General features: G+C 53.4%; 13 protein-coding genes. 2 read left to right on the forward strand and 11 right to left on the reverse strand.

Translation table 11 applies throughout. The annotated features are described in order from the left end of the window. Positions 1 to 12: 12 nt before the first annotated feature. The 5 genes from Q0711_RS01235 to Q0711_RS01255 form a co-directional block, all read right to left on the reverse strand. Positions 13 to 1,137, reverse strand: coding sequence for a hypothetical protein (locus Q0711_RS01235; RefSeq protein WP_299041347.1), 1,125 nt, complete (start codon positions 1,135 to 1,137; stop codon positions 13 to 15). 423 nt (positions 1,138 to 1,560) lie between these two features. Further along, positions 1,561 to 2,220 (reverse strand): glycoside hydrolase family protein, encoded by a 660-nt coding sequence (locus tag Q0711_RS01240; RefSeq protein ID WP_298616266.1) that lies wholly within the window; start codon positions 2,218 to 2,220, stop codon positions 1,561 to 1,563. A gap of 11 nt (positions 2,221 to 2,231) precedes the next feature. Then, a complete protein-coding gene (locus Q0711_RS01245) occupies positions 2,232 to 2,894 on the reverse strand; it encodes an SDR family oxidoreductase (protein WP_298616263.1) in 663 nt (220 codons plus the stop codon). A gap of 28 nt (positions 2,895 to 2,922) precedes the next feature. Then, a complete protein-coding gene (locus tag Q0711_RS01250; RefSeq protein ID WP_298618038.1) occupies positions 2,923 to 3,435 on the reverse strand; it encodes a hypothetical protein in 513 nt (170 codons plus the stop codon). Further along, positions 3,435 to 4,055: a flavin prenyltransferase UbiX gene (locus Q0711_RS01255; RefSeq protein ID WP_298616258.1), complete on the reverse strand. Its 621-nt coding sequence runs from the start codon at positions 4,053 to 4,055 to the stop codon at positions 3,435 to 3,437. Before Q0711_RS01255 ends, Q0711_RS01250 begins: the two co-directional genes overlap by 1 nt. A gap of 103 nt (positions 4,056 to 4,158) precedes the next feature. Between Q0711_RS01255 and Q0711_RS01260 the strand changes: the two genes are divergently transcribed. Beyond that, the gene (locus Q0711_RS01260) at positions 4,159 to 4,659 is read left to right on the forward strand and encodes a hypothetical protein (RefSeq protein ID WP_298616255.1); all 501 of its coding nucleotides are present in this window, start codon (positions 4,159 to 4,161) and stop codon (positions 4,657 to 4,659) included. On the opposite strand, the gene Q0711_RS01265 is transcribed toward Q0711_RS01260, so the two are convergent. The 5 genes from Q0711_RS01265 to Q0711_RS01285 form a co-directional block, all read right to left on the reverse strand. Next, positions 4,656 to 5,543, reverse strand: a complete 888-nt coding sequence (locus Q0711_RS01265) for a polysaccharide deacetylase family protein (protein WP_298976619.1) — start codon at positions 5,541 to 5,543, stop codon at positions 4,656 to 4,658. The genes Q0711_RS01260 and Q0711_RS01265 overlap by 4 nt on opposite strands. A 28-nt stretch (positions 5,544 to 5,571) precedes the next feature. Then, entirely contained in the window at positions 5,572 to 6,471 is a 900-nt protein-coding gene (gene glyQ, locus Q0711_RS01270; RefSeq protein ID WP_298614703.1) for a glycine--tRNA ligase subunit alpha, read from the reverse strand. A gap of 4 nt (positions 6,472 to 6,475) precedes the next feature. Next, entirely contained in the window at positions 6,476 to 7,186 is a 711-nt protein-coding gene (gene cysH, locus Q0711_RS01275; protein ID WP_298614706.1) for a phosphoadenosine phosphosulfate reductase, read from the reverse strand. Positions 7,187 to 7,801: 615 nt separating this feature from the next. Next, entirely contained in the window at positions 7,802 to 11,782 is a 3,981-nt protein-coding gene (locus tag Q0711_RS01280; protein WP_298614709.1) for a magnesium chelatase subunit H, read from the reverse strand. 225 nt (positions 11,783 to 12,007) lie between these two features. Further along, entirely contained in the window at positions 12,008 to 12,673 is a 666-nt protein-coding gene (locus Q0711_RS01285) for an energy-coupling factor ABC transporter ATP-binding protein (RefSeq protein ID WP_298614711.1), read from the reverse strand. A 25-nt stretch (positions 12,674 to 12,698) separates the two neighbouring features. Between Q0711_RS01285 and Q0711_RS01290 the strand changes: the two genes are divergently transcribed. Continuing rightward, on the forward strand, positions 12,699 to 13,586 hold the full coding sequence (locus tag Q0711_RS01290) for a Sll0314/Alr1548 family TPR repeat-containing protein (RefSeq protein WP_298618044.1): 888 nt from the start codon (positions 12,699 to 12,701) through the stop codon (positions 13,584 to 13,586). Here Q0711_RS01290 and Q0711_RS01295 read toward each other — a convergent pair. Then, positions 13,583 to 14,572 (reverse strand): FkbM family methyltransferase, encoded by a 990-nt coding sequence (locus tag Q0711_RS01295; RefSeq protein ID WP_298614715.1) that lies wholly within the window; start codon positions 14,570 to 14,572, stop codon positions 13,583 to 13,585. The two genes, Q0711_RS01290 and Q0711_RS01295, sit on opposite strands and share 4 nt — an antisense overlap. Positions 14,573 to 14,832: the final 260 nt, after the last annotated feature.

The raw sequence follows: 14,832 nt of genomic DNA on the forward strand, positions 1-14,832 counted from the left end.
CAGAACCTCTTTCTAGAGCTGGCATTTTTGATCAGTGAAATTAAAAAGAATTTTCTCACTTCCCTTGCGGAAATTTTTACTTTCACTTAAGGATATTTCTCTAATTGAGAATTTATCCACCCAAAGTGTGCCTCTACCAGCAAGAGTTAGAGAGGGGTTGAGCCTTGGTTTTCTTAGGTTCCAGTCAATAACGTAAGCATTAACCCATTTCCCGTCTGTTGGCTTAAGTACATAAGGCTTACCGATGGCTAAGATAACTTTAGGTTCCTGTGAATAATCTAGAGGCTTCAGTGTACAGTATCTAACTGAGGCAACATAGGGCTTTGTACCTGATGCAAGCCATCTGTAAAAATAAATACCGTAACCGCTATCTTTTGGAATAACAGCATCAATCCTTAGCTTACCTTGGTTGGTGTTAAAAAAGCCCCTTCGGTTGGGATTTGCCGACCATTGGAGCGGACTAGTGGCAGAGTAGTCAGCGGCCTCAAATTCGGTATTGGTAAGTCGTTCTTTACCAATTTTAATCTCACTTTTAGAGAGGCCTAGAGATTTAGAAATAAATTCAATATCAACTTCAGACTTCTCTTGTAGTGAGCTTGCATGATGCCAGTGGTGACAGCATATCTGGGCCTTATACTCCAGTAGGGAGCGGAGATGTTTCCCCTCTGAAGTCTGCCAAAAGTTGGGCTGCTTTATTTTCGTGAGTATTGGGTCGAGTTCATGGATCATAAGAAAATGCCCAAGTGTTGCCTTCAGCAATCGATCAAGGGCTACTTCAGTTACATCTGTTTTAGGAATTCTTCCGTCTAGTGCGGCAAGCCAGAGGTGAGCTGCTGCTCTTGAATCCAGAGGAATTGGCTTGCGAACACGGGAGAACTGACTCCATGCTTCGCGCACCCTGCCCAACTTAACTAGGTTCTCAATTAAACTGGCCTGTATCAGGCTAGAGTAGGGTTCTACATTCCCTGCTTGCGTTACCTGTAATATATCAACGGCCTTTTGGTATTGCTCAGCACGGGCAAAAGCCTCTGCTGTCTGCCAGCGAACGTGAAGATCATTAGGTGCAAACTGGTACGCCTTCAGGTAAAGGTCAGTTATGTCTCGACCCTGAATCCGAGCAAGTTGAGCAATATTCAAGCAAACCCTTGCTGCAATTGCTTGCCAGTAAAGAGTCAGGAGTAGGATTGCACAAAAGGTGAATAACCAGATAACTAGCCTTTTGCCCTTACTTACCACTTGCCTAAACAATCTCCTATTCTTTGCTTTTTTGGGATTCTCTGAAACTGTCACTATTTCGCTAAGCTAATTTAGACTTATCGAAAACTTTCAAGTTTCCATTTAATCAGCTTCCCCGAAGGAAAGCAAGGGCGCCTTTAACATAGCCTCTTCCTGAGCGGATTGCAACTCCCTGTTCTGAGGAATCCCTTGCAAGGAGGGGTAAATTATTTTCTACGAGATGACTAAAAATGCTCAAACCCTCTCCCAGAGCGACTCCGACGGATTCGACGCAAGAATCAGGTGTTTGCCCATCTGAATAGATCCGTCGGCAGAGAAAATTAATCAGCGGGACACGTCTCTCCTAGCTGTCTGTGACGCAGCTAATTCCTGAGCCAAGAGTTGCTGGTAGATCTCTTCGAGGTGGGGAGTCATTAAATTGCTTTCAATGCCGTAGCCCAGACTGGTCCACGTCTCCGATAGGAGAGCAAACACTTCCTGTACTCGACCTTCTCGCAGCAGTTGCGGAATATCGGCATTCCAAGCGGCAGGATCGGTAAGCCAGCGATAGACGACTTGATCTTGATACTCTGGGGCAAAGCTATAGTTTTGCCAAAACCAGCTTGACGGTTGGGGATGATAGCGAGCGGCTTTCTCCTGCCAAGTGGTGGTGAGAAATTGATAGCGCCCGGCTGCGGTGGTGCATAGATGCTGATTGGGGCCACGGCGAATGGGAATGCAGCGATTCGGATGCTGGCTAAGGTCTTGAACGTGCTCGCCACCATAGAGCAGCGTGTAGGGATTGGCGTCATTGGCCTCACCGACAGAAATGGTGCGCATCAGTGCTCGCACATAGGGGTCACCCCCCTGCATCACCAAGGGGGCAATTTGACTGGATTGCCAGCGGTACCAATACCACCAGAGGGCACTCGAACGCGATGCCAAAAAAGAATAGCCTAGGCCTCCAACAAGGGCGATCGCCAGCAACCAACGGGAAAAGCGCACCAAAGGTCTCCTCACACTGCCGCAACTGAACGGAATAACTCTGGATAGGCCACGGGCGTCTGATCGGGGCGGCTCACCACTTCAAAGATTTTATTGTAGGCACTCGGCTCACCCAAGGCGGCGACGCAAATTTCCGCCACCCGCGATCGCGGGATACTCCCCTCAAAGAGGGTATCTGCCGGGGCAATGATGGGAAAGCCACCCTCATCGGTGTCCTTCAGACCTCCCGGCCGCACAATCGTGTAGGTTAAACCGCTTTCTTGCAGATAACGTTCCGCCTGCTGCTTCCAATACAAAATGAGCCAAAAAAGATTTAGGGGATGGAAAAATTGCGAGACACACAGTGAGGAAACAAGAATAAACTGCTGCACAGGGACAGCTTTGGCAGCGTCCACCAGATTCTTGGTACCCAAATAATCCACACTCAAGGGTTCCAAGGGGTTGAGGCTAGGACTAGCTCCCGTGGCACAAATCACGGCATTACAATCTTTCAGCACTGGGGGCAAGGTCTGCGGTTGGGTGACATCAGCGGTGCGAATTTCTACCGTGGACCAAAGTCCTTGAGCTTTGGCAGGGTTTCGTACAACGGCGATCGCCTGATGTTCAGACCTTTGTAGGGCACTCACAATTCGTTGACCTGTGCGACCTGTGGCACCCACCACTGCAACCTTCACAGTCTCTCTCCAATGACAACCCCTTTGATCATAGGGGAATGTCCCAGTCTTCTTCATCCGCAGGGGGAGTGTCTTTGGGGGGCGGCGGCGTTAAAATGCGGTATTCGGCATCCACCACTTGATCGGGGGGCGGTGGGGCTTTGGCGGTGGCTTTGCGGGAAGGGCGATATTGGTATGCGTAGGTGGTGCGGGGGCGATCTTGAATCTCTGGCTCGCGGCGGGTTGGCGCTGGCTCGCTAAACCAATCCTCGACATCCCTGGTATCAATCTCTGGTTCATCCGCCGGCGGACGCATCGAGGGGTCTGCTGCAGGGGGTTCTTGCGATTGCCCGCTTGTCGGAACCACTGGAGCTTCTGCGGTGAGCCAGAGTAAACACTGGCCGACACCGATCCCAGAGAGGGCTGCCACCACAATCCAAGTGGCAAGGGGGAGCGGCGGTGTTTGCTGTCCTAGAAAGCGGAGGGAAATCACCGGCTCCCAATTTTGAACAACGAGTATCGTGAGGAGGGCGATCGCCCCCAAATAAATCCAAGTGCGCATTAGGAAAGGGGTCCTTGCCAGCGTTGCAAAGGCACACAATCCAACCCTAACTGATCGAAGGCACGGGCGATCACAAAATCCACCAAGTCCTCAATGGTCTGGGGACGGTGATACCACGCGGGGATGGCCGGCACAATGCGCGCCCCCGCCATCGCCAATTGGGTGAGGTTTTGCAGGTGAATGAGACTAAAAGGGGTTTCGCGAGGCACCAGCACTAAGGGACGGTGTTCCTTGAGGTGGACGTCGGCCACTCGCTCTAGGAGATCTGAACTTAACCCGGCAGCCAACTTGGCAACGGTGCTCATACTACAGGGAAGAATCACCATGCCCAAGGTGCGAAAGGAACCGCTGGCGATCGCAGCCGACACATCTGTGGGCCGGTGACAGGTGAGGGAACCCTCCCAGACTTGCGCCTGTTCGCGCCAAAACAGGGCCTGCTTGTCGGGCTGGATGGGCAGGGTAAGGCCATATTCCGCCTGCCACACCTGATGCGCCGCCTTTGAGGCTACCAATTGAATGGGATAGCCTGCTTGTAATAGAAATTTAATGGCACGTACGGCGTAAATCAGGCCAGAGGCACCCGTTACACCTAAAACAATCGGTAGAGAAGAGGAGGTCACAATCACAATTACCAAACAAAACCGTTATAAGGTTAACAAAGTTAGGAGGACAGACCCTTTTTCATGTTCTGCAATCCCACCCAATGCGACTTGGTAAATGCCCATGACCCCCCCTGATCCTGCATTTTCTTCCCCCAGTGAGTGGGCAGCCGTGTCTCCCGAAGTGCTCGGGGAACTCTTTGACGCGGCCTTGTTGGAGGGACTCGTGAGTAATGAAACACTAGATATAGAAACACTTTTTCGGGATTTGACCCCCCTTGATCTCCAACCGGTGGCGATCGCCCCTGAACAGTGGCAACAACTACAGACGCAGCACCAGCAAATTGTCCACCACCTAGAGGAAACCCTAATCTGTCTTGCCAAGGTCAAGGCAGTAGCCTACCAGCTTCAGGCTGTGGCCAGCGAGTTTGTGCCGACTCCCAAATATCGCCGCCGCCAGCCGCCCCCTCCCCATCCCTTGGAGTATCTCACGGCTGAGCTGCTGCGGGCGATCGCCCACACCCAAGCCAGTTTAGAACCCGTCTATGAACCCCTCCATCAATTGGGGGAAACCCTCAACGGTACTTCGACACCCCAGATTAGCGAATTTCCCCTAGAGCCTTAGTGGGAAGGCATACGGGGTGAGCCTAGTTGTGGTTCCCTAGGGAGACTGGAGGGAGGGGTAGGCACCGGCGCAGGAGGGGGCAGGCTTTCTGGAGGGGGTAGGGGAGCTGGGCTTAAAATGGGTTCCGGGGCGGGTGCGGGGCTTGGTTCAGGCTTTCGGGTGGGTGCTTTAACCGCTAGGTGCAGCAGTTCTGGCACAGTGACAAAGCGATAACCCTTTTGCCGCAGGCGACGAATCAGCGTGGGGAGGGCTTTGCGAGTAGTAGTGCGATCGCCCCCGCCATCGTGGAGCAAAATAATACTGCCCGCTTTGACTTCCCTGAGGGCGCGCTCAACAATATCCGCTGCGGTGGTGTTGGGTCGAGTATCATGGGTATCCACTGACCACATGATAATGGCATAGTGTTTTGACTTGGCATAATCCACCAGCCCCGTGGTCAAATTGCCCCCTGGTGGGCGGAAGAGGCGCGTTTGCGCTTGGCTTTGTTTGGCAATCAGCGCAGAGGTGTTTTCGATTTCCTGTTTGGCTACCTCTGAAGCAACGCGTTTGTAGGGATGACTCCAACTGTGGTTGCCAACGGCATGACCTGCCTTGACAATCTCAGCAAGCACATGCGGGTACATCAGGGCGTGCTTGCCAAGGACAAAAAAGGTGGCCTTGACATCCTCCTCCTTGAGGATTTGCAGCACTTGGCGGGTGGAGCTACCCCACGGGCCATCATCAAAGGTTAGGGCCACTACGTTTTCGGGCTTCAGTGGTTTGACCTGATAGACTAACTGTCCCCAAAACTTTCTGGGACTGACAAAGCGCGGCACCTCTGCTGCCATTGCTGCTGTCGCTACCAACAAAACAGTAACTCCCCACAGGTGCCACTGCGATCCCATTTATTTTCCTCTGTTGATCTCGATTAAATTAATCGTGACTTAAGGGGGCGTTCGGCGTTGGCTCCTTGAGCAGGGGAAATCCCAGAGCTTCCCGTTGCTGGACATAGGTTTGGGCAACCCGCCGTGCCAATGCGCGAATGCGACCAATGTAGCGGGTGCGCTCCGCCACCGAAATCACGCCACGGGCCTCCAGCAGGTTAAAGGTGTGGGAACACTTGAGCACGTAGTCCAAGCTGGGGAAAACCAACTGCTTTTCCAGAAGCTGCTCCGCCTCCTGCTGGTAGAGACTAAAAAGGGTAAACAATCGTTCCGGATCGGAGGCCTCAAAATTGTACGTGGATTGCTCAATTTCCCCTTGGAGATGGACATCGCCATAGGTAAGGCTAGAGTTCCAACGGATATTGGCGATCGCGTCCACTTCTTGAAGGTACATTGTCAGCCGCTCCAAGCCGTAGGTAATTTCAATGGACACTGGCCGGCAATCCAGACCCCCGCACTGCTGAAAATAGGTAAACTGAGTTATTTCCATACCGTCGAGCCAGACCTCCCAGCCCACCCCCCACGCGCCAACGGCGGCATCCTCCCAGTTGTCTTCAACAAAGCGAATATCGTGCTCTTGGGGACGAATGCCAAGGGCGCGCAGCGACTCCAAATAGAGTTCTTGGATATTGTCGGGAGAAGGCTTGATCAGCACTTGGTACTGGTAGTAGTACTGGTAGCGGTTGGGATTCTCGCCGTAGCGACCATCCCCCGGTCGCCGACAAGGCTCCACATAGGCCACTGCCCAAGGCTCAGGGCCGAGGGCACGTAAAAAGGTATGGGGGCTTTTGGTGGCGGCGCCCTTTTCCACGTCGTAGGGCTGGGCAATCAAGCATCCCTGGGCCGACCAAAATTGGTGCAGCGTCGCAATAACATCCTGAAAGTACATGAGCTTAGATGTGAATGCCGCACTCGGTTTTGCCCATGCCGCGCCAGCGACCCGCCCGTTCATCTTCCCCTTCGGCCACAGGGGTAGTGAGGGGTTCATCCCCAATGCTGGCATAGCCGCGATCGTGGAGGGGATTGTAAATCACCCCGTGCTCCATCACGTAGGCCCAAGTTTGCTTGCGTGTCCAAGCAGCAAGAGGATTAATTTTCAGACGCCCCTCTTTGTCCAGTTCCACATAGGGCATATTGGCACGGGTGACCGCCTGATCGCGACGCCGTCCCGTAAGCCAAGCCACGGTATGGAGTTCTGCTAAGCCTCGTTGCAGTGGTTCAATTTTGGTGACATAGTGAAACTGCTCAACATTCCTTTCCCAAAGCTTGTCACCATAGCGCTCAGCAAAAGCCTCACGGCTGTCCACTTCGGGAGTTTTGTAGATGCGCAAATCAAGACCATATTTTTCCTTGGCCTGCTGCACGAATTCCAGGGTCTCCGGAAAGTGGTGCAGTGTATCCAAAAAGAGAACGGGCACAGGAGGATGCGGGCGCAGATCGCGGTAGAGCAGATCCGTAATCACCATGTCATCAATGTTAAAGGCACTGGTCTGCACTAGCCCCTGGGGAATTTCAGCCACTGCCCACGCCAAGATTTCGCGGGGATGCGCCCCTTCAAAGCGCTGGTTGAGGGCATCGAGGTCAAAACTTACGGATGGAGCCATAGACGGTGTTTGCGCGGTTCTAGAGAGTACTCTTTAGCTTACCAAATCGCGACGCTCCCTCACGTTATGCCACTAAATTGCAATGGGAAGTCCCGGCGGACGGAATAGCGGAGTTGCACCAAGGAGGATCAACCTCCTTGCTCCACAGGTCATCGTCAGGGCGAGAACCAAAAAGACGAACAGGGGTTTCTTCCCCCGCCAATTGCCTGAGAAGGGAGCGAAGGCCGGTCATTTATTCACCTGTTAAGCGCCTGCGATCGCCTGCTTAGTGCTCAGTATCGTTGGATTTATTAGGAAGTCGAGACTTCCCTTCAGACTTTTAGCACCCAATCTAGCGTACTCCCTTACCCGAATCATGAGTAAGAGTTGGCAGGACTGGAATTACCATTACAGGAATAAAAATTAACAAAGATAGTGTCGAGGGAGCTTTTAAGTTGTTGACATCTTTCTCGGGCTGTTAGCTTGCGCCGGCGTAGCGATAGGCCGGAGTTTCCTGCTGCGCTCAAGCCGAGCTTAAATGGCTTCCGTTCCCCCAAGGCGTTTAGGGGTTCCGACCACATCGGCAACCAAATGAAAAGGGGGGAAGACCCCCCGCGGGCACAGCGTTAACGTTGTTTACTCAACTCCTTCAATTTTGTCCTCAACCTCTTGATAGAGTTGTCGCAGGAGTTGCAGATTGGCTTCACTGGTCTGCCAGTAGCCCCGGCCGTGGAGTTCGAGGAAGGTGCTCACCATTTTGCGGAAAGAGTGGGGATTGGTATTCAGCAGCCGCTGCCGCATCTGCTCATCGAGAATAAACGTGGCATTCGCCTCCTCATAAACCCAGTTATCCACAGCCCCTGCGGTCGCAGACCAGCCCATTGTGTTTACCAGTCGTTTCGAGATCTCGCGCACCCCTTCGTAGCCGTGGGAGAGCATCCCCTCATACCACTTGGGATTCAGAAGCTTGGTACGGCTGTCGAGGCGAACGGTTTCCGAGAGGGTACGCACTTGGGCATTGGCCGTGGTGGTGTCGGCAATGTAGGCCTTGGGTTGCTTGCCATCGGCGCGGAGTGCCCCCACTAGCTTAGTTGGGTCTGAGTCAAAGTAGTGGCTGACATCCGTGAGGCTAATTTCTGAGGAGTCGAGATTTTGGAACGTCACATCCACCGTTTTGAGGGCGGTCTCAAAGAGTTCCCGCGCCTGCTGCATTGTCCCCGGCGAATCTGCCGAGAAGGCAAAGGACTTGCGGGAGAGGTACATCTCTTGAAGCTCCGACTCCTGCTCCCAAGAACTATTTTCTACGGCGAGGTTGACATTGGCCGCGTAGGAACCAGAGGCATTGGTAAAGACCCGCGTCGCGGCTTGCCGCAGCTCAATCCCTAATTCTGAGGCCTGTTGCAGGGCGTGCTTGCGGATAAAGTTCAGCTCCAGGGGTTCATCGGCTTCAGCCGCCATTTTGATAGCTCGGTCAATGAGCGCCATCTGGTTGATAAATAGATCGCGGAATACTCCAGAGCAGTTGACCACAACATCAATGCGTGGCCGCCCCAGTTCCTCTAGGGGGATGAGTTCCACTTTGTTGACCCGTCCCAAGGAGTCGGGAAGTGGCCGTGCCCCCACCAGCCACAGCACTTGGGCAAGGGACTCGCCATAGGTTTTGATATTGTCTGTGCCCCAGAGCACCATGGCAATGGTTTCCGGCCATTGGTTGTTGTTTTCCGCCTTTTGCCGCGCGAGGAGGCGATCCACCACGACTTTGGCAGACTGCACAGCGGCGGCGGTGGGAATGGCCTGGGGATCTAAGGCGTGGATGTTTTTACCCGTCGGCAAGACCTCAGGGTTACGAATGGGATCGCCACCCGGTCCGGGGAGAATGTACTCACCTTCAAGGGCTTGTAGCAGTGCCCCCAGTTCATTGTCGGCCACAATCTGCTGCAAACAGAATTCCAGATACTCCATGAGGGGCTTGAGGGCAGCGGCATCCACGTGGGGATAGCCCGCCCCATGGAGAGCTTCCATCCATGGCTCTTTGCGTCCCATGTTGAAGAAGTTCAGCTTCGAGACCCGTGAGACACGACCATCGGCATCGGCTTGGGCTTGCACCAGCGCACGGACGGCGGCACGGGTTGCCTCGTTAATTTGGCGCAGTAGTTCAACGTCCGCCAGTACCCCGCGATCGCTATTCTGATAAATTTCGTCAATGTCTCGACCTAGGCTCTCGGCAATGAGCCGCGGCAGACTCTTGATACCCTCCTCAGGGCGATCCAAGCTGGCAATATTCACCAAGGTGGCCACTGCCTCTTCCGTTGTCGGTGGCTTACCAATGACGTGCAGGCCACAGGGCAAGAGGCGGCTTTCAATCTCCATCAGCTTGATATAGACCTTGCCCACGAGGGTATCCCGCTCCTCGGCACTGAGATCCGCAGCGTCCTTGTCGGGGAGGGCCACATCCTGATCGAGATTCACCATGCGGCATTTGTCCATGATTGTGTTCACAATCTGAACCCCCCGACCGCTGTCTTTGAGGGTTTGGTAGGAGCCAATCAGATCGCTGAGTTCCCGCAGTCCTTTGTAAAGACCTGCATTTTCCGCCGGCGGAGTGAGGTAGCTAATTGTGTTGGCATAGCTGCGGCGCTTGGCAATGGTAGCTTCCGAGGGGTTGTTGGCGGCGTAGTAGTAGAGGTTGGGAATACAGCCAATCAGATTGTCAGGATAGCAGTCCCCGGACATGCCCATCTGTTTACCCGGCATGAATTCCAAGGAGCCATGGGTGCCAAAGTGGAGCACCGCATCCGCTTGCCAAATGTGGTTGAGGAATGTGTAATAGGCAGCAAAACCATGATGGGGACTGGCGGAACGGGAGAAGAGCAACCGCATTGGATCGCCCTCGTAACCAAAGGTGGGCTGAACCCCAATAAAGACGTTGCCGTAGGCTTTGCCGTAAATCAGCAGGTTCTGGCCATCACTGTTCAGGTGCCCCGGCGGTTTACCCCAGTTTTCCTCCAGCCGTTTGGCGTAAGGGGTGAGGCGTTCGTATTCCGCTACACTCATGCGGTAGGCAATGTTGAGTTCAGGACTTCCCACTTGAGCATGGGGATCGTGGAGAATGTCTTGCATCAGAGCTTCGGCACTCTGCGGCATGTCCTGTACGTCATAGCCGTTGTTTTTCAGGGCTTCCATAACTTTGTAGATGGAGCCAAAAACATCCAAGTAGGCGGCCGTACCAACATTGCCTTTATCGGGCGGAAAGCTAAAGATGGTGATGGCAACTTTCTTTTCTACCTTGGGTTTGCGGCGCAGATTAGCCCACTTCAGTGCCCGCTGCACAATCATTTCCACGCGGTCTTGGAGGGCGATCGCCTTGCCGGTCATGCCATCCCGACCGGAGAGAATGATAGGCTCAATGGCCCCATCCAGTTCCGGGAGGGCAATTTGCAGTGCTACTTGAATGGGGTGCAGGCCCAGATCGCTGTCCTCCCATTCCTCGGTGGTTTGAAATACAAGGGGCAGTGTCACCATGTAGGGGCGGTTGAGTTTTTTTAGGGCTGCCACAGCTTTGGGATGATCCTGCTTGGCAGGGCCGCCCACAAGGGCAAAGCCGGTAAGGGACACCACCGTGTCAACAATGGGTTTTTCAGGGTTGACGGGATCGTAGAAGAATTTTTCCAGCGGCATCGAAAAGTCTAGCCCGCCGGAGAAGACGGGAATCACCCTTGCCCCTTGGGATTCAAATTCTTGGACAATCGCCACATAGTGGGCGTCATCGCCCGTAACAAGGTGGGTACGCTGCAAGAGCAGACCGATGGTGGGGGCGAGGGGATCTTTGAGATCGGCACCAATATCGCGGCGACTGTTGAACCAGTTGAGGTACTCTTTGAGATCCTCAAACATCTGGGGTGCCAAGGGGTGCCAAATGCCCGTGTCGGGATAGGTGATGGGTTCTTGGTAACTGAGGTGGCTATTGGGCTGACCCTTGAAGACGTAGCGATCGGCCAGCATTAAGAGAAAGTTTTGCAGGTTCTCCGGTGACCCCCCCAGCCAATACTGGAAGCTGAGCATGAAGTTGCGGGCATCTTGAGCTTTATCAATGGGGAGGTACTTCAGCACTTGGGGCAGGGTTCGCAGGAGTTTGAGCATGGCATCTTGGAAGCCAGCGCCTGATTTCTCCTTGCGCTTCTTCATAAAGTTGGCAATGACGCTCTTGGATTGGCCAATCTGAGCTAAGGAAAAACTGCCCATTTTGTTGAGGCGCATCACCTGCGGCAGGGAGGGGAAGACCACTGCTACATCAAGGCGATCGCGATAGGGCTGCACTGCCTCAACCACCTTATCGGCTAAGTCCTCAATGAAAATGAGGGAGGCAATAAACACATTCGCCCGCGCCACGTCTTCACAGAAGGCGGCATAGTTTTCAGGATTGCGCAGTTCCTCAAGGAGATAGCCACTGATTTCAATGGCCACCTGTGGATGGGTGTCGTTAATGCTGTGAACCGCTGCCGATAGCGCGCTCTGGTATTGGGCTTCAAGTACCACATACACCACTCGCAACAGCGATCGCCCATTCAACGCCGCTGGCGCGATATGCCGAATCGTGGACTTGACGTGGGTGAACATGCGTTCAAACTCCTTAGTAACGATCGAAACCAAACCCCAAGTGGGATGTACAGCTCCTTGTAACTGCGGGGAACCGATGCTGAGAGGCTCGTCTCCCCTGGCTGGATAGGTGTTAAGCGTCTTTTCTCTTTCCCCAACGGGCTGTACCTCTTGTGGTTGTAGCAGAAAATCAAGCTGTGGAGCGACTTTGCGCCTCTGTGGTAACAAATTGCAACGCTTTGCTACCTAAGTATTAAAACTTATTACAGAACTTGACTGTTGAGAAGTCAGTGGTACTAGACAACCGTTTGCCAATTGCCACGTGCGATCGCTAATCTCCCGCAGTTCGGTGGCCTCATGGGTCACCACAAGGAGGCTCCAGTGTTCCTTCAGGCGGCGCAGCACCTGTACCAATTGGCGGCGCATTGACCAATCCAGACCCGCTGTGGGTTCATCGAGCAAGAGCAGGTAGGGTTGGCGCACCAGTTGTACCGCAAGGGCAAGGCGACGCTGCTGACCGCCACTGAGGGATTCGGGGCGAGTGTGCAAAGGCAGGTGCTCCAAGCCAACATCCGCAAGGGCGCGGTAAAAATTCTCGTAGGGAATTTCCGGGTGACCAAAGCGCAGCTCTTCCAGAATGGTACTGCCGCAGAAGTAGCGATCCGGGAACTGAAAGACCAATCCGGCCAACTGTTGTAAATGCTCAGGTGTGAGAACCTGATCCTGCCATTGAATGATTCCGCGACTGGGGGTGGCCAGGCCCGCTAAAATCTCTAGTAGCGTAGTCTTGCCGGATCCACTGGGTCCGATAATCAATCCCAGTTCAGCCGTCCCCAGCTCTAAATTGATGTCCCGTAAAATGGGCTGAGGGGTAGCAGGGGGGTGGTAGCTGAGATGGCGAACTAAAAACAAGAGATAGACTCCGGAGGTGATAACCGTGCAAACCCGTCAACTGCGCCTATGGCAACGCTTTGCTCTCTATCTTAGTGGAGCGATCGCCCCTTGGGTACTCAGCACCGCTGTCCTTGCCAAAGATCCTTTCCGCACCGGCTCACAGGCACGTCCCATTTCAGATCAAACGGAAGCCGTTTTTGTGGCTCTCTTTCGCGATGGCGATTATGTCAAAGGGAAAGAGTTACTGCCTGCTGCCCTAGAGCGCGATCGCCAAGAACCGCTCACCCTGACCTTGGCTGCCGCCATTGCCTACCTGAATGAAGATTGGGCAGGATACAAACGCTATGCTGAGGAAACCCTCCGCGCTGCCCAAGCCCTTACCCAGCGCGATCCCCTGCGGGGAAATCTCTACCAAGCCGTGGGACATTTCCTGATGGCGGGCTATGAGATTTCCGCTGCTGGCGCAGGGCCTGTGGCCGGTGCCCCCGCCGCCCTATTGCGTGTACAGCAAATCTTAGATCATGTCGGGCGAGCTGAAGCGGTCAACCCTCGCGATCCGGAATTAAATCTGGTGCGGGGCTTTATGGAGTGGGGCATTGCCAGTAATGTCGGCTTTGTCAGCATGGATCGGGCAATTCAAACCCTGCAAACCTACGCTGCTCCCGATTACCTGAGTTATCGAGGTCTGGCCTTAGCTTATCGCGATCGCCAGCAGTGGCCGCAAGCTTTGAATGCGGTTGATCAAGCCTTGGCGGTGGCTCCCCATAATCCAGAACTGCTATACCTCAAAGCGCAGATTTTAGCCGCCAGTGGCAATCGATCCGAGGCACAGCAGTACTTCCAGCAAGCCCTTGCCAAACAAAACCAATTGCCACGGGGCATTCGCGAGGAAATTCAGCAGTTTAGCCGCCGCATTTTGCCTCAGAGCTAGGGTACTGGCTGAGACAGCGCTTGCACAATGGGTAGGTCAGTGATATCAGTACTGATCACAGGTTTCGCTTGCTCTAAAATGGCAAAAATTTCAGAACGGCAGTTCCACTGGGGAGTTTCGCCGTATCGAAGGGTGAGTTGGGTCAAGATTTCTAAGGCATAATCAGGGAAGTCCAGGGCATCGGCAATTGCTGCTAGCTTTAATAGGTGCTCTGGGGTTTGTAGATGGGCATTGTGTTGCCGTTGGTCGTCACCGAGCAAATCCCGCAAGTAGATTGCGTCAGCCCATAGAAGTTGGCCTGCGCGGCGCTGCGACTGAAAAGGTGAGAGGTAGCGAGGCAATCGGCACCAACCATCATGGGTCAGTAAGTCAAAAAGTACAAATCCTTGGGACCGTAAATAGGCATCAACATCCCCAAAAAGCGGCTGCCCCCTATAAACTTCCGAAAACTCAACTTCAACAATGACGGCTAAAGTACTTCCTGCTAAAAGATGTTGACCGCCTTGCAAAACATCCAGGTCTGCGCCTTGGACATCCACCTTGAGCACCTCTACACTCTCCAGCCCCTCAGTTTGGGCAAATGCATCTAGTGTTGTTGTTTCCACTTGAACGGTTGCTGCAACACCTAAGCCGGGGTTGAATCCTTGAAACCGTGATGTATAGCTCAAATTCGGTTCATACAAGGAACTACAGTGAACTGCATTGGTAATGTACAGGGTTGATTCACCCACCTGTTTCCCAAGAGCAAGGGGATAGTGGCGCTCAAACCAAGTAATTCCTTGGGCTTCTAGGGCAGCATTTGCTGCATCACAGGCCTCTGGATCGGCATCAAAACCATAAATTCTCAAATTGGGTGCAAAAATATGCCATGGGGATTGGCCATAATCATCGTCACGATAAATTTTGCGAGAACCGGCAATGCACAAGGTTAAGGAAATCAGATCGAGCTTTCCTGCAGATTTTAAGATGTTGTTAATGAGTCCCATGGCAGAACAATATTTCTAAAGGTCAATCACAATTCTGAGTTAATTCTAGTCCAGTGATTAAGTGTGCTGTCCTTGGGACAATGCTGTACCGCTGCTGTGCGACGATAAGGATAAGCAGCCAAAACTTTGGAGAACTTCCCTCGCCCCATGATTGATGAACTCTTGGAACTCTCACCCAACTGGGGACTGGATACCCTGTTGTTGCTGGTGGTGTTGTTGGCCCTAGAAGCGGTTCTTTCGGCAGACAATGCGATCGCCCT

Origin of the sequence: uncultured Thermosynechococcus sp. (genome assembly GCF_937958135.1) — a bacterium.
In the GTDB taxonomy this organism is placed as follows: domain Bacteria; phylum Cyanobacteriota; class Cyanobacteriia; order Thermosynechococcales; family Thermosynechococcaceae; genus Thermosynechococcus.